Source organism: Methylobacterium sp. SD274 (assembly GCF_017355285.1).
In the GTDB taxonomy this organism is placed as follows: Bacteria; Pseudomonadota; Alphaproteobacteria; order Rhizobiales; family Beijerinckiaceae; genus Methylobacterium.
Genome location: NZ_JADIJP010000015.1, coordinates 64,677 through 80,881, shown reverse-complemented (window position 1 = coordinate 80,881; position 16,205 = coordinate 64,677). Strand labels below are relative to the sequence as shown.

The 16,205-nt window shown below is 62.4% G+C and carries 14 protein-coding genes and 1 pseudogene; 9 read left to right on the top strand and 6 right to left on the bottom strand.

Annotated elements, in window-relative coordinates:
- Window positions 1-184 precede the first annotated feature (184 nt).
- On the bottom strand, window positions 185-718 hold the full coding sequence (locus tag IPV08_RS14375) for a MucR family transcriptional regulator (RefSeq protein WP_056434705.1): 534 nt from the start codon (window positions 716-718) through the stop codon (window positions 185-187).
- Between the two features lie 554 nt (window positions 719-1,272).
- Between IPV08_RS14375 and IPV08_RS14370 the strand changes: the two genes are divergently transcribed.
- Complete coding sequence (locus IPV08_RS14370; protein WP_200930133.1) at window positions 1,273-1,446, top strand: hypothetical protein; 174 nt, start codon at window positions 1,273-1,275, stop codon at window positions 1,444-1,446.
- A gap of 184 nt (window positions 1,447-1,630) precedes the next feature.
- Here IPV08_RS14370 and IPV08_RS14365 read toward each other — a convergent pair whose 3' ends face one another.
- From IPV08_RS14365 to IPV08_RS14355, 3 genes are all read right to left on the bottom strand, one after another.
- The gene (locus IPV08_RS14365) at window positions 1,631-2,131 is read right to left on the bottom strand and encodes a hypothetical protein (protein ID WP_207412345.1); all 501 of its coding nucleotides are present in this window, start codon (window positions 2,129-2,131) and stop codon (window positions 1,631-1,633) included.
- A gap of 1,030 nt (window positions 2,132-3,161) precedes the next feature.
- Window positions 3,162-3,683 (bottom strand): phospholipase A2 family protein, encoded by a 522-nt coding sequence (locus IPV08_RS14360; RefSeq protein ID WP_082490349.1) that lies wholly within the window; start codon window positions 3,681-3,683, stop codon window positions 3,162-3,164.
- A gap of 552 nt (window positions 3,684-4,235) precedes the next feature.
- Window positions 4,236-4,724, bottom strand: coding sequence for a thermonuclease family protein (locus IPV08_RS14355; RefSeq protein WP_348646127.1), 489 nt, complete (start codon window positions 4,722-4,724; stop codon window positions 4,236-4,238).
- Window positions 4,725-5,062: 338 nt separating this feature from the next.
- Between IPV08_RS14355 and IPV08_RS14350 the strand changes: the two genes are divergently transcribed.
- The gene (locus IPV08_RS14350) at window positions 5,063-5,287 is read left to right on the top strand and encodes a hypothetical protein (RefSeq protein ID WP_207412344.1); all 225 of its coding nucleotides are present in this window, start codon (window positions 5,063-5,065) and stop codon (window positions 5,285-5,287) included.
- Between the two features lie 55 nt (window positions 5,288-5,342).
- On the opposite strand, the pseudogene IPV08_RS14345 reads toward IPV08_RS14350, so the two are convergent.
- A pseudogene (locus IPV08_RS14345) lies at window positions 5,343-5,751 on the bottom strand (SOS response-associated peptidase family protein); the annotation flags it as partial.
- 613 nt (window positions 5,752-6,364) lie between these two features.
- Between IPV08_RS14345 and IPV08_RS14340 the strand changes: the two are divergent.
- From IPV08_RS14340 to IPV08_RS14330, 3 genes are all read left to right on the top strand, one after another.
- A complete protein-coding gene (locus tag IPV08_RS14340; RefSeq protein ID WP_207412343.1) occupies window positions 6,365-6,868 on the top strand; it encodes a hypothetical protein in 504 nt (167 codons plus the stop codon).
- 184 nt (window positions 6,869-7,052) lie between these two features.
- Window positions 7,053-8,753 carry a DUF927 domain-containing protein gene (locus IPV08_RS14335; RefSeq protein WP_207412342.1) on the top strand — a complete coding sequence of 567 codons (1,701 nt, stop codon included), beginning with the start codon at window positions 7,053-7,055 and terminating at the stop codon, window positions 8,751-8,753.
- Between the two features lie 343 nt (window positions 8,754-9,096).
- Window positions 9,097-10,125 carry a formamidase gene (locus IPV08_RS14330; RefSeq protein WP_207412341.1) on the top strand — a complete coding sequence of 343 codons (1,029 nt, stop codon included), beginning with the start codon at window positions 9,097-9,099 and terminating at the stop codon, window positions 10,123-10,125.
- Between the two features lie 651 nt (window positions 10,126-10,776).
- Here the strand turns inward: IPV08_RS14330 and IPV08_RS14320 are convergent.
- Window positions 10,777-12,579, bottom strand: coding sequence for a methanol/ethanol family PQQ-dependent dehydrogenase (locus IPV08_RS14320; RefSeq protein ID WP_207412340.1), 1,803 nt, complete (start codon window positions 12,577-12,579; stop codon window positions 10,777-10,779).
- 203 nt (window positions 12,580-12,782) lie between these two features.
- Here IPV08_RS14320 and IPV08_RS14315 point away from each other — a divergent pair, with 203 nt between their 5' ends.
- The 4 genes from IPV08_RS14315 (at window position 12,783) to IPV08_RS14300 (ending at window position 16,169) form a co-directional block, all read left to right on the top strand.
- Complete coding sequence (locus IPV08_RS14315) at window positions 12,783-14,207, top strand: histidine kinase (protein WP_207412339.1); 1,425 nt, start codon at window positions 12,783-12,785, stop codon at window positions 14,205-14,207.
- Window positions 14,204-14,863 carry a response regulator gene (locus IPV08_RS14310; protein ID WP_207412338.1) on the top strand — a complete coding sequence of 220 codons (660 nt, stop codon included), beginning with the start codon at window positions 14,204-14,206 and terminating at the stop codon, window positions 14,861-14,863. The genes IPV08_RS14315 and IPV08_RS14310 overlap by 4 nt, the downstream gene beginning before the upstream one ends.
- 311 nt (window positions 14,864-15,174) lie before the next feature.
- Window positions 15,175-15,801: a hypothetical protein gene (locus tag IPV08_RS14305; RefSeq protein ID WP_207412337.1), complete on the top strand. Its 627-nt coding sequence runs from the start codon at window positions 15,175-15,177 to the stop codon at window positions 15,799-15,801.
- Window positions 15,798-16,169, top strand: coding sequence for a DUF3768 domain-containing protein (locus tag IPV08_RS14300; RefSeq protein WP_207412336.1), 372 nt, complete (start codon window positions 15,798-15,800; stop codon window positions 16,167-16,169). The genes IPV08_RS14305 and IPV08_RS14300 overlap by 4 nt, the downstream gene beginning before the upstream one ends.
- Window positions 16,170-16,205: the final 36 nt, after the last annotated feature.

The following is a 16,205-nucleotide window of genomic DNA, read 5'->3' as shown; positions in this document are numbered from 1 at the left end:
TTGATCGGAGACGGCCACGATGCCGGGACAGGGTGACGCCGGATGTACGCGCACCTTGGCTCGGTGTCCGTGGCCGTTAGCTTTTCGGGTAGCTGCTATTCTCGATGCAGTTCGACCTTCTCCCGCTTTCCTCTGTCCAACCGCGGGTAGGGCCTAGCATGCGCCCGGCGCCCTTCAAGGCTCGTCAGGCAGCGACAGCAGCCTTGCGTGGCCGCCCGGCCTTCTTGGGCTTCTCAGGGGCCGGAGCGGCCTCTTCAACGACGGCCTTTTCAGGAGCGGCTATCTTCGCGTTGGCTGCACCCTTGCGCTGCTGCCCAAGGCCAAGGGACCGAGCAAGCTCCGAGCGCTGCGCCGAATAGCTTGCGGAGGTCATGGGATAGTCGGCGTGTAGGCCATGCTTCGCACGGTAAGCCTCAGGGCTCAGCCCGCGGAGCGTTAGATGCCGGCGCAGCGTCTTGTAGGGCTTGCCATCCTCGAAGCTGATGAGGTGGTCTGGCGTGATCGACTTCTTGATCTGTGCCGGCGTCGCCTTCTCGATCTTGTCCACCTCCGGCGCGCTAGATCCACCGCTGGTAAGGCCGCTGATGGCGGCGTGCACGCTGCTCAGCAAGTCGGCCAATGATCCTACCGGAACCGAGTTGTTGGAGACGTAGGCGGCGACGATGTCAGCCGTAAGCTCGATATGGCTGGTCGGCAGTTCGGGAGTCTGATCTGTCATATCGTTGTTCTCAAGAGGAGCCGTGGAACCCCCATAGAGCAATGTTTCGAGGCGTTCTCAATAGCATTATTATCGGATAGAGAAATAGATAGGTGATATAAACGCTCTTCGAAGCCAGCCGTGCCGACCTGGAATGAGAAGCAATAGGCCATCGATGACGCACGAACTCCCGCCCTGGCGCGAGATCATGACGGATGACTATGCACCCTGCCTTTTCACGGATCTGGGGGCTTCGGAAGCTTGGATCGCTTCTTCGGAAACCCTCAGGGTCCTATTGGTTCGCAAGCATGAGGGGGAATTCCGCCTGCGCCTGGTCCTTCGAGAGGGTGTCGATCTGAGATGGGGCCAACCGCAGACCCGAGCTGGAGGTGGGATTACGCCCATGCGCCAGAGCTCGCCCTCGACGCTACTGAGGTTTGGATCAAGCGGGCCGATGGCCGACGCGAGCGTGTGAATCAGACGGAGACGCGACCGCACCCTTGAGGAGGAGCAATAATTCAACGATCTGGTGGAAATTGTTGCCGTGATTGCCGGGGCAGGATACGGCCAGCGTCATGTCCAAGCTTGTCGCTCTCCTTGACCGTCTGAAGGCCCATCAGCACGTTCTGATCGTCGCCGCAGCGGATCACGACACTATGCCAGCCGATAGTGTGCTGAAGCGCGTCGCCGAGTTGGAGAATGCGATTGCTGCCGTCGAGGCAGTGATGGCGGAGGAAGATGGGAACTAGGTCCCGATACCAACGAACGAACCCGCGACAATGAGCATGGGAGGCTCGAACTTTCGAACCTCCGGATCATGGTCACCGACTTACTGCGTCCCAATCGGACAGTTCCTGAAGCTGGAACCGATGCACCGGATATGCTAATTGGCAGCTTCTGAGGAAAGCCATCCGTTCCTCACGCGAATAAAATTTAGGCCGTGAGGCGCTTTTCGTCTTTGGAAGAGAATTCCTCGGCGATCGTCATTGAGATCTTCGACAGCCACGCTTCTGCTGTGCGAGCCCGCTCTTCCGCTTCTCTAACGCGCGCATCGGCGGCTTTCAGCAACGCATCGGACCGGGTTTGAATATCCTTGGCATGGCTCTCGGCTGCTCTGATGCGCTCATGCGCGGCCGTCATATCCTCACGAACCCGGTCTAGAAGCTCACGAACGCGGATCTCCTGCTCCTGAGTTTCGGCTTCAGCCTCCCTTACCCGATGCGCAGCGTCCCTGACCCTATCAATCAGGTCCGACCAATCCTGTGGGGTGGCGTGATGATTAGGGGGGGAGTCAGTGGTTTGCCTGTCCGTCGAGCCAATGACCCGCAGAATGCCGGCCAGTGAAGGCGCAGAAATCTGCTTCGTATCGGATGCCTGCCGCTCGACTTCGAAATCCCTGGTGAGATCACGCATGATCTTTTCGATCTGATCCACCGTATGATTCCTTACAATCAACCTAAGCACATCGTTTCGGCCTCTCGCATGCCGAGCCGGGAGCACTCCCTAATTTTTTATAACCGTCAAGCGCGATAAAATTGTCTAATTATACTTTGGAAGAACCAACTGCTCGGTGTTGCTCATATATCTCTCAGCATCAGATGCGCGACTTCCCCATCCTGCTGCTTGCGCAGATCACGTGTGCCGCTCAACCCAAGTAGCGTAGGTCGGACAGCCGGCCTTTCCCAAACGGCTCAGCAGGGCGCGGCCCGCGCCTGCCACCTGTCGCGGTCGCGCTCGGCTACGGCAAGCCGCCACTGTAGCCGTTCCACCTCGGCGTGAAGCTCGCCCGCATCCACTGCCAGCTCGACGCACTGCTCCTGAACCTCCGCGAGCTGGGCGCGTAGCTCGGCGTTCTCGGTCGCTAGGGTGAGCAAAAGAAGAGCGTCGGAAATGGCGGGCCTCCCAGGGATTGAGCAGGCCGTGGGCGTCGCCGACGCGGGTTAGCGTTGAATTAACCATCTCGAACATATGGCCTGTGTGCCCTGTGATGTCAGGTTTTGAGATGCAGAGCGGACCGTAGAGGCGGCTGAAGTCATTTAGTAGCGACATCCGAGAAAACGGTATGGCGAGCAGCGATCAATCCTAACGGGAACGTAGAACTGCACACACTCTCGCCGACCTTTGGGTCGATCGTATCTACAACGCACTGCGGAGCCTATGCCGCTGTACGCCGGAGTGAGCACGCCTATGATCAAAATCCTGACGGCAATCCTGTCGGTCTTCGTTGTGCTGGCGCTGGGCGCCTGTGTGACGATGTTGATGCTTCCGTTCAGAGCCCTCCGGGGTCTGATGCGCAGCCCAGCCGAACCGGCTTAACCTGGTCGCCCGTACCGGCGGGATGATCGAGGCCTTCCGCACGACCCTCAGCTTGGTGATGCAGGGTGCCGTGTTCCGGCAACAGACGATCACGTCGATATGCCAGACCAGGATGTGACAGCTGGACCTCCCCTAATGGAGCTTACCCTCAGGGAGCCTGGCAGCTCATGGCATCCGCAGCCCCGACAACGCTCAAGGCTCGGCGACGTATTTCTAGCGTGACGTCTGGTCTTTCCGAAACCGCAGTCGCCTCGCGCCTCAGCTTCTTGTCACAAGCGCACGAGCGATGTCCGGCCATATCGTAGCATGCGTCATGGCGCTGACAGGCGGCATCTAGGGCGTCAGTCGGCGGAAGATCCGCGCCACGCTGGCCCGAGCCGCAATAATTGCCATGGAACAGATCCTTACCCGCGATGACGTTAGCAAGATCGCCCTTCGCGGGAGTCTCATCCTCGCGAGTCCCGCTCGGGTTGAGTTCGTTGGCGGGTCCACCGGCTTTGCTGGCCGATCCTCGCAGGACCTTCGGGATGCCGGAGCGCGCATCTGGCTCGGCGAGTGCCTCTCCGGTGCGAGAGTTCGGATCCGACAGGTCCGGGAGCGGCGGAGGCGGCCCCGGCCTTACGTCATCGATACTCTCCACGGCCTGATCCTGCGACAGGGTTTGCGCCATGGCGTCTTGTGCCAGGAGCAAGGTGAGGGACAGGATGATCGCGCCTATGGTTCTCAAATATGCCTCCTAGGAGGTGACGCGGGAGGGTGAGACGCCCCCCCGTTCACCGAGCCCTTGCAACCGCTTTCCCACGTATGATCGGCGAAGCCGCTCGCGCGTCGGCCATGGGTTACCCACGACGCACTCACACCTCAGTGCGGGGGCATTCGAAGTACGCGAAGGTCTCGTTGTCTGGGCCTGACCTTCAGCCGCCTAGGTACGGTGGAGACCGTAAAACCGTTCCCCGTAACTTCGTAGGGCGAAGGTATTTTGCAGGAGGCGCACACGAATACCCAGCACGACCTCGGCGCTCTCGGACGCCAGGACGAGCAGGAGCAGGGGATCGGAAACAGCGGGCCTTCGGAGATGAGGCCAAGGGAGGCGGTAACCTACTCAGTCATAAAACTTCTCAGAAACGGCGATTAGTCGCCGCAAACATTTTCTGGCGTATCTCATCCATTATGGCTGAAATCTTCTCCGGATCTATGCCGGCCTCAATCAGTGCTTTTGGTATTACCGCGGCTCCCGCCACCCAGCCGCTTTCGCTTCGTCTTCAGAGCAGAACATGCGCTCGCCGTCCTTCTCGCTGATCCGGGTCCGGTCATAGTCGCGCGATCCGGGAACGTGGAAGACCTTCTCGCCCTTTCGGCTAATGTTCCCCTTGATCGCGCAGCCGCCGGCCTTGGGGGCCGCTTGCGGAGGCATCGGCGAGGGTATCGGACAAACTGGACCGCCCGCTGCCGCGAACCCCATTGTCATGGCCCGCTTGCCCTTGCGCCAATCTCCTGGTGCCGTGAAGGCTCCTCCCCATGTCCCGAGCTTTCCCGCCTTCGCGGTGTCCTCAGATCCAACGTAGTCCTCCGAGTACCGGCGATAGGCCATTGCATGGCCCTTCGCGACCAGCCAGCGGTTCAGATCCTCGGCCCCCTTTCGGAAGACCGCGGCGGTGCGTCCGCACTTATCGGTATCCCTAGGATCGCAGGAGACAGGTTCAGAGTTGATCCGGTTGGCCAGCGCGAGGGCAGCGGCCTGCCCGCATCGGAAGCCTTCCCCACCTTATCTTCGCAGAGCTGGGCGCTTTCGGTCGCGTCGATGGCGTGAAGGCCGATGCGGGTACTGCCGATATCGAGGGTGTCGCCGTCGATCACCGAGGCCCGGCCGGTGATGGGCTCGGCTGCGAATGCGGGAGCCAGTGACAAGGCAAGGAAGAGGGCATGAAGGTACATCGATTTCATCAATATCGACTATCGATCCAATCTGTTTGAATGATGGTGCACTGCAGCGCATATCCCTCTCATCAGACGGGGCGCAGGCCCCGAAACACCAGAGGGATTAGTACCATGACCGTCCATAAAATCGTTCTTGCCGCTTTCGCCGCCATCACCCTGACCGGTACGGCAATGGCTGAGGATCGCGTTAACCTTACGCCGACCCTCTACCGTGAACAGGCTCGCGTCACAGCATCGGTTCGTCCGGCTTCCGAGCTGACGACCACGCCGTCCCTGACCCCGCGTGCCCCCACGACCCGGCGCCTCGTTGCCGACGCTGAAGCCACGGCCCGTTAGGACGGCTTCCCGGGCGGCCTGTCCCAGCACCAGGCCGGCCGCGATGCGATCCTGATTCTGCAGGGTCCTTCCGCGCCCCGGTCGCGACTATCCTCATCTTGGCGTCCCGGGGGTGGGCGCTGTAGCTCGAGGGCGATCTCGGTTGGCGCCTCAGGCCACGTCCGCAGCTCCTCTGGCGTCGTTAGCAGAACCGGCATCTCCTTCGGGTGGCCTGGGCCAACGATGCCATTCGCATCGCATATAAGGAACGAGAACAGCCGGTGCTCGGCCTCGTGGCGGTTGGGGTTCTCGGCCTTGATGCCGCGCACGTCCGTCCAGGGGCGCCAGATGCCGGCGAAGGCGAGCGGCGGACGGTCGTCATCGCGGGCGAACCACGTCGGCGTCTTCATGGGCTTTATGTCCGCATACTCACTGGAGGACGCCAGGACGAGACAGCGGGATTCCGGCTTGAGCAAAGGCCGCCATCTACTCCCAGGGATCGAGCAAGACGGGCATCAAGAACCGGACGCACGGTCGCGACGCGCATGCTTAGCCGTCCCCGGACGCACGACGACAGGCCCGGCCGGCTCCGTGCCCGGCGGGTTGTTCGTAGGTGAGGCCACCAAGGTGGCGGCGGAGTAGTCCGCCCCACCACCGCGTAAAGCTGCACCGCACAGGCAACAACGAGCACGCTGGCGTTACGAAACTGCCAGCAGCTCTACCTCACCACCCCGAAACCACCCGCCACCAAAGCAACCGGCCTCCCGGCCGGCAGGGCAGCTTTTGCCAAGGATCCCGCATGCCTGAACCCTACTACCTTACGGCTCGGCGCCAGAACCGGCGGCGCCTGATCGGGCGGCTGGAGCACGGCAGCGGCGCTGAGCGCCGGCTGGCCGCTACCCTCGTTGCCTGCACCGAAGCAGATCCCTGCCTGAGTGGCGCCTGCACCGAGTGCGGCGGCCGGCTCCAGCTCGCTGCCCTGGACCTAGCTGACCGATTCGTTCGCGAGCCCGCACGCGCACTGCGCGGCCGGATGACCATGATCACGGTGGTGCCCAGTTTCGGCTGCGTCTTGCCGAGTGAGCTCGATGCGGCCGTTTGCCGGCGGCCCTCGCTGCGGTGGGGGCTGCCGCTGTGGCCAGCGGCATCACCCCCAGCATCTTCAGCCTCGACATCTCTTTCAATGAGGATGTGACCGGCAAGGGTCCCCCGCCTCACTGGTGCGTGCACCCGCACGGTGTCGCGACCGATTGGTTCTCCCCGGCTCAGCAGGCCCCCTTTCGCGCTGCCTTCCCGCCCTCCGATTGGGTGAAGCGACCGGTCAAGTTCGATCCCATCGATGCCCGTAGTGAGGCCGTGCGCTACGCGCTCAAGCCCGACCGCATCCGGCGGGTGACCGAACTGAGTCAGTCCCGGCTGAAGGCCGGCGGCGGTCCCAGCACCAACACCAAGCGTCGCGGATTGCGGGCGATTCAGGCCGATGAGCTGGCCATGGTTGAGCACCAGCTCGGCTTGGCTGGCCGGGTCATCGGGTGCGGAATCGATGACGATGCCGTCGAGCGGGCTCTGGGTGGCTTCAACTGGCCGAGAGACGGGCCCTAGGGGCGACTAGGCAGGAGGGGGAACTGCAGCCCCCGTCCGCCCTGGCCAAGGCGCCGACTTCCACGACGTGCCCGGCACATACCCCACCCTGTCAGCGAAAAGCCCGTGCAGCCTGTGCACCCCGTGCGTGAGCTGACCCACCACCATCGAGAACCAGTCTGAGAACAGAGAAAGAGGATCTATCATGTTTACCGATAGCACCACGCCCAACGCGGGTATTCGCAAGATCAAGCAGCTCTTCGATGAGGGCGAACAGGTCTGGTACGATATCTATGAGGCCCCCGGTATCGAGGGCGCTATCATCCACGCAACGGTTCCTCGTCAGGATCAAAGTGTTGCAGCGGTCGCGCGCTACTTGCTTGGCAAGGGCACGCAACTCCCTTCCACCAGCGAGCGTCACGGTATCATCGCCGCCGCCATCGTGGCTGATGCCCCGATTGTTCGTCGAGCCGCTCGCAATGGCTGGCGGGACGCCACCACGTTCGTGACGCACCGTACCGTCGTATCTGGGCGGGACAATGCCGAGGCGATTGTGCCGCCGAACGGGGCTTTTGCTGGAAGCGCTGGACACATGCAGGATTGCGGTGATCTCGACGGCTGGCGTTCGCTGATGCTGATCTCGCGTTTCTCGACGGCAATGATGGTTGCTCTGGCCGCCGCCTTCGCAGCCCCGCTTCTGAAGATCGCGCACCGCCCGAACTTTGGCTTGGTGCTCCACGGCCCTAGTCGGTCGGGCAAGTCCACGGCGCAGCTCGCCGGTGCTTCGGCCCTAGGCTATGGCCAGGAAGAGGATTTGCCCAGTTTGAATGCCACGGGCCCCGGTCTCATCGCGGTTGCCGTTGCGTTCAACGACCACGCGCTCGCAATCAACGAAGTGGGGACGGCTCGCGGCGCGAAGCGCGATGTCTATGAGGTAGTTCGTGAAACGACGTATGGATTGATGAACGGGCAGGACATCATTCGCCACCCTAGCTGGCCTGGCAGTGACGGTGGGGCGGCGGCAACGTTTCAAGTGCTGGTTCTGATGTCGTCCGAGCTCTCGCCCGATGCCTGGGCAGCACGCAAGGGTGAAGCCCGGGATGAGGGAGAAACGGCACGCTTGATTGGCGTGCCGGTGCTCTTTAACGGGTCCCGCACCATCTTCGATCTGGCACCGAAGGCCCTTTCCGGGGTTGATCTCGCTGCGTGGGAGAAGAAGCAGTTTCAGCTTTTGCGGGAAGGGCTGCCAAACTTTCGCGGTCGTGCCTTCAGCACCTATACCGAATGGCTCGCCAGGCGCCCAGAACTCGTCAAGAACATGGTTCGTTTCGCGGTGCCGATCTTCGAGTCTGCCGTCGCGGTACCAGCGATGTCGCCGGTTGCGCGTGATATTGTGGCTAAGTTTGGTGTACTTTATGCGGGCGGCCTTTTAGCAATCGCTGCCGGTGTTCTTCCGCTGGACATGAAACGACTCGGTGCGGCTTTGAAGCGGGCATGTTTGGCGGCGCTTGCGGAAATCCCCAATCCGCAAGCCGAGCTTATTGCCGACCTGAAGGCCTTGAAGGCCAAGCTTAGCGGCGCCAGCGTTTTGGATACCGAGACGTGCACTCGCAAGCAGTTGCGACTCATGCACAACGCGGATGGCTTTCGTCAGATCAAGAATGAAGGGCTCGAGTTCGTCGTTCGATCCGAGGTTTTCACCAAATGGTTCCGCTCGGAATTGCGGAGGCAACGGGTTCTCGAATGGCTCGACGCTGAGGGGTTCTTGGACCACGGCCGGGACCGGACCACTGGGCGCTCGATCCAGTGGGCCCAGCGTCAGGTGACTTGGCCTGATACTTCCCGCAAGCGGTCGATCAGCGTCTACCTGCCCGGCGGCTTTGCTGATTTGGAGCGGGCGTTCTAAGAATCACTACGGACCCCGGGCGTTAATAGCCACGCCCGGGGTTTTTGGTGTGTCAGGGCTTTCGCCACGCCAAGCGACTTACCATGACTACATACTTCTATAGCCCCCATCGGCAGGTAGCCCCGCCTTGGCTGAGATGGCCGACCTGGGCCGCCTGTAACGCTCTCAGGGGCATGGCGGCGATATGGGTGAGATCGTCGGCCGGGCTTTGGGAAGCCGACGCGAAGCAACCGACGTTCCCAAGCGGCATTCTCCTTGCTCGCATCGGCCGGACACCTGGCTTGACAAATCAACCCTCGGTTGCGGTGGCTCGGTGCCGATAACGAGATAACGGGAAACGCCCATGAATGGACTCGGCGGACTCAACAAATCCCCCAACGGCGTGGTGCTGGGCCTCGTCCAACTCCAATTACCAACTGTCGTCACCAAAGCCGACCTCACGGCCCAAACCGAGCGCATCGTCGCCATGGTCGCCAAGGCTCGGCGCAACCTCGCGACCATGGACCTTGTGGTCTTTCCCGAATACGCGCTGCACGGGCTGTCGATGGACACCAACCCTGACATCCTGTGCCGGATGGATGGGCCGGAGGTCGCAGCCTTCCAGCAGGCCTGCATCGACAACCAAATCTGGGGCTGCTTCTCGATCATGGAGCTGAACCCGGGCGGAAACCCCTGGAACACCGGCCTCATCATCGACGATCAGGGTGTCGTGGCGCTCTACTATCGCAAGATGCACCCGTGGGTGCCGGTGGAGCCCTGGGAGCCCGGCGACGTCGGCATCCCGGTGATCGAGGGACCGCGCGGCGCGAAGATTGCGCTCATCATCTGCCATGACGGCATGTTTCCAGAGATGGCGCGTGAATGCGCTTACAAAGGCGCCGAGATCATGATTCGCACGGCGGGCTATACCGCGCCGATCCGCGAGTCGTGGCGCTTCACCAATCAGTCGAACGCGTTCTGCAATCTGATGGTCACGGCCAATGTCTGCATGTGTGGAACGGACGGCTCGTTCGATTCCATGGGCGAGGGCATGATCGTCAATTTCGACGGGGCGGTCATCGCCCACGGCACCACGGGGCGCGCCAACGAAATCATCACGGCGGAGGTTCGGCCCGATCTGGTGCGGGAGGCGCGCCTTCATTGGGGCGTCGAAAACAACATCTATCAGTTCGGCCACCGTGGATACACGGCGGTGAAGGGTGGCGCGCAAGACTGCCCCTACACTTACATGCACGATCTCGCCGCCGGTCGTTACCGCCTGCCGTGGGAAGACGATGTGAAGGTCGTAGATGGCACGCCCTGCGGATTTCCCGAGCCGACCCGTTCGTACGGTGCCGCACAGACTCAAGGAGCAAAAAAGTCGGTGGAGTAAGTGGTGGCTCCGTGCGTTGAAGGGGGCGCCATCGGGAGCTCTCTGCCCCGGTTTCTTAAGGTACCGTGCCAGTCTTCTCAATATGTACTCACCGGTAGGATTCTGCTTATTCCACATCGTTTCTGCGACTGCGCTTGCTGCACTTCAGTTCGAATAGACCGGCGCAAATACCGCCCCCACGACCAGGACGTCGGCAATCCTGGTTGTGTAGCGCGGAGACCGCATGTCGAATCGCGTAGACTAATTTCGCTGTGCTTCGATACCTGCCGTGCCAGGAACTGCCCCCTCGCCTCCAGCGAAAGCTGCAGGAGTTGAGAGCGTCCATCAGCGCCTCGCTTCGCTCGCTGTCGAGACCGTCGGATAGTACCCGCTGTGAGGCTGTCGGCGCCTACGTTAGCGAGCTGTTTCGCGTATGGGCGTCTAGCTTCAGCCAAAAAAAATGGCGGGCCCGAAAGCCCGCCGATCCATTTCCGTAAGACAACATAGTGGAGGACATACGCCCCACGGAGGTTCGGATCAGTTACTGTCGCAAATAGCCCTCTTCGTCGTTGGCGTGAGGGCGACACGCCATTCCTCCCGACAGTGGTCAGTGCGCGGGAGAACAGTGCCTGCATCCGCCCCAACAGAGCGGATGCATCGAGTCGAGGTCGCTCAGTTCGGCAGCGTGAAGACCGTCAGCTGACCGCCGAGGTTGGTGTAGCTCGACAGGGCAGCGTAGCCACCCACCGCGCCGAGCCCGGCATTCGGGTCCGTCAGACCGGCCGCGAGGCCGATGCCGGCCCAGCCACCGACACCCGACAGGATGGCGAGGTGCTGCTTGCCTTTGTGGGTGTAGGTCATCACGTTGCCGATGATGCCGGAGGCCGTCTTGAACTTGTAGAGTTCCTTGCCGGTTTTCGCATCTACGGCCTTCAGGTAGCCTTCGAGGGTCCCATAGAACACCACGTCACCGGCGGTGGCGAGTGCACCCGACCATACCGAGAACTGCTCCTGGTTTGACCACTTGATCTGGCCCTTCAGGTTGTCCCAGGCAATGAAGTTGCCCATGCCGCCGTGGCTGTTGGGAGCCGGGTACATCGAAACGGTTGCACCGACATAGGGCTGACCCGGCGTGTAGCTCACGCGGAACGGCTCATAGTCCATGCAGACATGGTTGGTAGGCACGTAAAACAGCTGGGTCTTCGGCGAGAATGCAGCAGGCTGCTGATCCTTGGTGCCGAGGGCGGCTGGGCAAACGCCCTTCGTATTGGTGTCCTCACCGTTCTGGTCGGTGGAGAACTTGGCCTGGACGAGGGGGCGGCCATAGGTAGGCGACGCCTTGTCCAGGTCGATCTTCGAGGCCCAGTTCACCACCGGATCGAACTTCTCGGCCACCAATACCTCACCCGTGGCGCGGTCCAAGGTGTAAGCGAAGCCATTGCGGTCGAAGTGGGTCAGGAGAGGGCGCTCCTTGCCGTCGATCTTCTGATCCGTGAGGATCATCTCGTTGATGCCGTCGTAGTCCCATTCGTCGTGCGGGGTCATTTGGTAGACCCACTTGGTCATGCCAGTATCGGGATTGCGAGCGAAGATCGCCATGGTCCATTTGTTGTCGCCCGGGCGCTGCTTCGGGTTCCAAGTCGAGGGGTTGGCGGTTCCGTAGTAGACGAGGTCGAGCTTCGGATCGTAGGAATACCAGCCCCAGGTCGCACCACCGCCGGTCTTCCACTGATCGCCTTCCCAGGACTTCAGGGAGGAGTCCTTACCAATCGGCTTACCGAGTGAGGTCGTCTTCGCCGGATCGACGATCATGTCGTCATCTGATCCGACGCTGTAGCCGCGCCAGACGCGGTTGCCGGTCTTGGCGTCGTAGGCAGTGATGTGGCCGCGAATGCCGTACTCGGCCCCGGAGATACCGACAATGATCTTGTCCTTCACCGGCAGCACCGTGGCGGTGTTGGTCTCGCCGATCTTCGAATCCCCGTTCTTGACCGACCAGTTCACCTTGCCGGACTTGGCGTCCAACGAGACCAGGGTAGTGTCGGCCTGATGCAGGATGATGGCGCCATCCGCATAGGCCAGGCCGCGATAGACCGTGTCGCAGCACATGACCGGGATCACGGACGAATCCTGCCTCGGCTCGTACTTCCAGAGGATCTTGCCCTCGTTGTTGAGGTCGAGGGCATAGACGATATTGGGGAAGGGAGTGTGGACGAACATCATGTCACCGATGACGAGCGGTGAACCCTCGTGGCCACGCAGAACGCCGGTGGAGAAATTCCATGCGACCTGCAGGTTCTTCACGTTCCCGGCGTTGATCTGGTCGAGCTTCGAGTAACGGGTGTTGGCGTAGTCGAGCGTCTGCAGCACCTGCTGGTTGGGGTCTTGGCTGCGCTTGAGCACGTCGTCATTGGCGAGCCCGGCGGTGGCACCCGCAACCGCGAGGCCCAAGCCGAGAAGGCAAGCATGTTTCATGGAATTCCTCCCGTCGCCGGCTGCCTTCTTCGACTATCTCGCGGAGCAGCCCGACGACGGAAACGCTATTGGCCCGCCCGGTCCCCTGGTAGGGCAGGATCCCCGTCGGCAGTCGGGCATTTTGCCTGATCGTAGCCTCGACCACTTGCCAGCATCCGGCAGTTGCGTCCCTCTCCCTCGCTGGATGCGGGGAACACGACGGCATGGGTCTGCTCATCGGATTGATCCTGCGCGTCCTGGGCGTAGTGCTGCTTTGCCTGGCCTGTGCCACAGCCTGGGTCGTCGCCGAGGTGCACCAAGGCATCCGTGAGGAGACCACGGCCTCGGCCGACCGGGTGGTCCGGGAAGCGCAGGAACTCGCCTGGCGGGAACTGACCTGGCGCGGCAGCGCTGGTCGCTCCGCCAAATATGCCTTCCCGGATTGGCGCAGCTCGCACACCCTGCGATTCATCAGTCCCGGGAACTGCGTCGCTCTGACATGGGAGGGCGAGGCCACGCTTCAGCAATGCAGTGGCCTGGAGACCGCGGGTAGGCCCGCTCCGGCTTGGTTCGAGACATTGTATCACGAGGCTTTCGGAGTGATTCCGCCGATCCGCCGCGCGGTGACCCTGAATCGCAAGGAAGCGGGGATCGTGGTCACGACGCCCGACCGGGGCGCGGCCGTGCGCCAGGTCTGGCGACAAGTGCGGGTGCTGTTGGCCGCCGCCGCCGCCATGGCTGGCGGTATCGCCATCCTGGCCACCTTCGTGATCGGTATCGCACTACAGCCGGCGCGGGTGATCACCCGTGGCCTCGGCAAGATGGAGAGGGGCGATCATTCCACCCGCCTACCCCCGTTCCGAGCCGGAGAGTTCGACCGCATCGCGCGTGCCGTGAACGCCCTGAGCGAGCGTCTCCAGCACACTACGGCCGAGCGGGCGGCGCTGACCCGGCGCCTCTTTACCGTTCAGGAAGAAGAGCGCCGTGCACTCGCACGTGAGCTCCACGACGAGTTCGGACAATGTCTGACCGCCACGGGAGCCCTGGCGAGCGCAATCGAAGCCGAGGCCGGCGAACGTTCGGAGCTGCGTGACGACGCCCGCTCGATCAGCCGGATCACCCGTCATATGATGGGTACGCTGAAAGGGGCGCTGGCACGCCTGCGGCCCCCCGACCTCGAAGAGTTCGGCTTGGAACATAGCCTCCGCCGCCTCGTCTCGACATGGGAGGGACGAAGCGCAAAGCCCGCCGCTTTCAGCCTGAGCTTCGCCGGTGACTTCTCGACATTGACCGCACCGGTTGCGCTCAGCATCTACCGGATCGTGCAGGAGTGCCTCACCAATGCAGTTCGTCACGGAAAGCCGACTCAGGTGAAGGTCAGCCTCGTTCACACGCCGGACATGGTGACGCTCGGCATCGTGGATGACGGCGGTGGCGACGCGGCGCTGGTGGAGACCGGCAGCGGCCACGGCGTGCTCGGCATTCGTGAGCGAATCGGGGCGCTCGGCGGGACTTTGGCCATTGTCCCCGCCCAAGGCGGCGTACGGATCGAAGCGACGATTCCATGTCCGTCGGAGGCCGATCCTTCTAGCCCACCGAACGATAGGAAGATCCCTCCCGAAATGAAGCTAGAGGGGCTTGCCGCGTGAGCGAGATCGGCATCCTCCTAGTCGATGACCATCCTATCGTTCGGGAAGGGTATCGTCGTCTGCTGGAGCGTCAACCGGGATACAGCGTAGTGGCAGAGGCGGAGACGGCGTCTGATGCCTACCGGGCGTATAAGGCCATGAAACCGACATTGGTGATCATGGACCTGTCGCTGCCGGGGCCTAGCGGCCTCGAGGGGGTACGTCACATCAGGCAATGGGACCAACGCGCGCGCATCCTAGTGTTCACCATGCATCAGGGTGCGGCCTACGCCTTGAAAGCCTTTGAAGCGGGAGCCTCGGGTTACGTCACCAAGAGCAGCGTCCCCGAGGAACTGGTTAGATCAGTTGCCATCGTGGCACGCGGCGGCCAGGCCGTTAGCGCCGACATCGCACAGGAACTTGCCGCGGAACGTCTAAGCGGCAAGCGCTCCCCGCTCGACGAGCTCGGCCCCCGTGAAGTCGAGGTGCTCCAACTCGTGGCGTCCGGCATGGCCACGGAGGCCATCGCCAAGGCGCTTAACCTAAGCCCCAAAACCATTCAGAACTACCATTACGGCATCAAGGCGAAGCTGGGTGCCCGCAACGACGCGCATCTCGTTTGGCTGGCAATTGCTGCGGGCCTCATCCGACCGAGTGGATTACCCGACAAGTCATGACCCAGAAGCAGAACGACGAGGATTTGCTCGCCGCGGCCACTGCTCAGCTACTATCAAAAAGACATGGCCGCACAACTCATAGGCAGATGCTTCAGCTTAAAATCAACCTAAGCTTGACATTAGGATGATAATCTTATAATGTGAGGTTCGCTGCGGGCTGTTTCGCAGCTAACCGGATGCCCCCCGATGACCCTGCCGCCGCGACCCTTACCGCCACCCGAAACCCTGCTGCAGCGGGCGGGTGCATCCTCCCCCTCATACCCATCGAAAGGCGGCCTCCGGGCCGCCTTCGTCGTTTCTGGAGCCCTTTGATGACCCTGAACATCACAACGAGCACACCAACTGCCGTGCCGCCCGGCCTGATCCTGTTCGGCCGCGACGAACGGCACCGCCCCCATGCCTCGCGCTTTGCCGCCGGAGACAAGGCCGAGGCCGAGCGCGCCGCTGGCCTGATGGGTATGCATGTGCTCGAGATCAGCAACGACACCCATCACAGCCTTGCCGCCGGCCTACCGCACGGACGCCTATTCGAGAGCGGCAAAGCCTTCGTGCCGTTCGTCAAAGCCGAGGTGTTCGACCGCCTCGTCGCGGCGGCGGGCCTGCCCGACATCACCGTACCCATCAGCGCGTCGGGCAAGGGCGCCAGCGCCCCTCCGGCATCAGGGGGCGGGGCAAGTGGCGCTGCGGGCGCCGGAGGCCCTGGCGGCCGCTTTAAGGCGCCGACCGATTGGCCCGAGATCGAACGCGGCTGCCTTGTACTCGCCTGTGCCGGTCCGCAGGAGGGCTGGTTCGAGGCGATCATCATGTACACCAAGGCCGACGACGCGTTCGAGCTTCAATGGCGCGACTGGCCCGACGATCCGCTGATCACCCGACACCGCAGCGAGCTTGGCTTGCTCCCGCCCGGCGCGGTTCAGGGCGCGAAGCAAGGGGCATGAGGCAGCTTGCCCCTAACAGCGTCGAGGCGGATCCCGCCTCGACCACTCGCACCGACCGGGTGCGTGCCCTGAACGATGCCTTCCGCCGGAGCTTTGCCGGCGGCCGTGTGATGCTGTCGCGCGGGATCGCTACTCTGCCCGAGGAGCGCCGGCGCGAAGCAGAGGCAGCGGTGCAATCGTTCGAGGCCTTCAGCATCGCCAACGACCCGTATGGTGAGCACGATTTCGGCGCCTTCGATCTCGCCGGGCAGCGGTGCTTTTGGAAGATCGACACCTACGACCGCGCCATGGTCGGGCATTCGCCTGACCCGGCCGACCCAGCGGTGACGGTGCGCATCCTCACCATCATGCTGGCCCAGGAATACTGAGCCTCCGACATCGATAGCCCTGCCTGCCGGATGCCG

Excerpts from the sequence above, each read along its gene's own strand:
- IPV08_RS14375 (WP_056434705.1), bottom strand. The coding sequence starts at position 718 with ATGACAGATCAGACTCCCGAACTGCCGACCAGCCATATCGAGCTTACG.
- IPV08_RS14370 (WP_200930133.1), top strand. The coding sequence starts at position 1,273 with ATGTCCAAGCTTGTCGCTCTCCTTGACCGTCTGAAGGCCCATCAGCAC.
- IPV08_RS14360 (WP_082490349.1), bottom strand. The coding sequence starts at position 3,683 with ATGGCGCAAACCCTGTCGCAGGATCAGGCCGTGGAGAGTATCGATGAC.
- IPV08_RS14350 (WP_207412344.1), top strand. The coding sequence starts at position 5,063 with ATGACCGTCCATAAAATCGTTCTTGCCGCTTTCGCCGCCATCACCCTG.
- IPV08_RS14335 (WP_207412342.1), top strand. The coding sequence starts at position 7,053 with ATGTTTACCGATAGCACCACGCCCAACGCGGGTATTCGCAAGATCAAG.
- IPV08_RS14330 (WP_207412341.1), top strand. The coding sequence starts at position 9,097 with ATGAATGGACTCGGCGGACTCAACAAATCCCCCAACGGCGTGGTGCTG.
- IPV08_RS14320 (WP_207412340.1), bottom strand. The coding sequence starts at position 12,579 with ATGAAACATGCTTGCCTTCTCGGCTTGGGCCTCGCGGTTGCGGGTGCC.
- IPV08_RS14315 (WP_207412339.1), top strand. The coding sequence starts at position 12,783 with ATGGGTCTGCTCATCGGATTGATCCTGCGCGTCCTGGGCGTAGTGCTG.
- IPV08_RS14305 (WP_207412337.1), top strand. The coding sequence starts at position 15,175 with ATGACCCTGAACATCACAACGAGCACACCAACTGCCGTGCCGCCCGGC.
- IPV08_RS14300 (WP_207412336.1), top strand. The coding sequence starts at position 15,798 with ATGAGGCAGCTTGCCCCTAACAGCGTCGAGGCGGATCCCGCCTCGACC.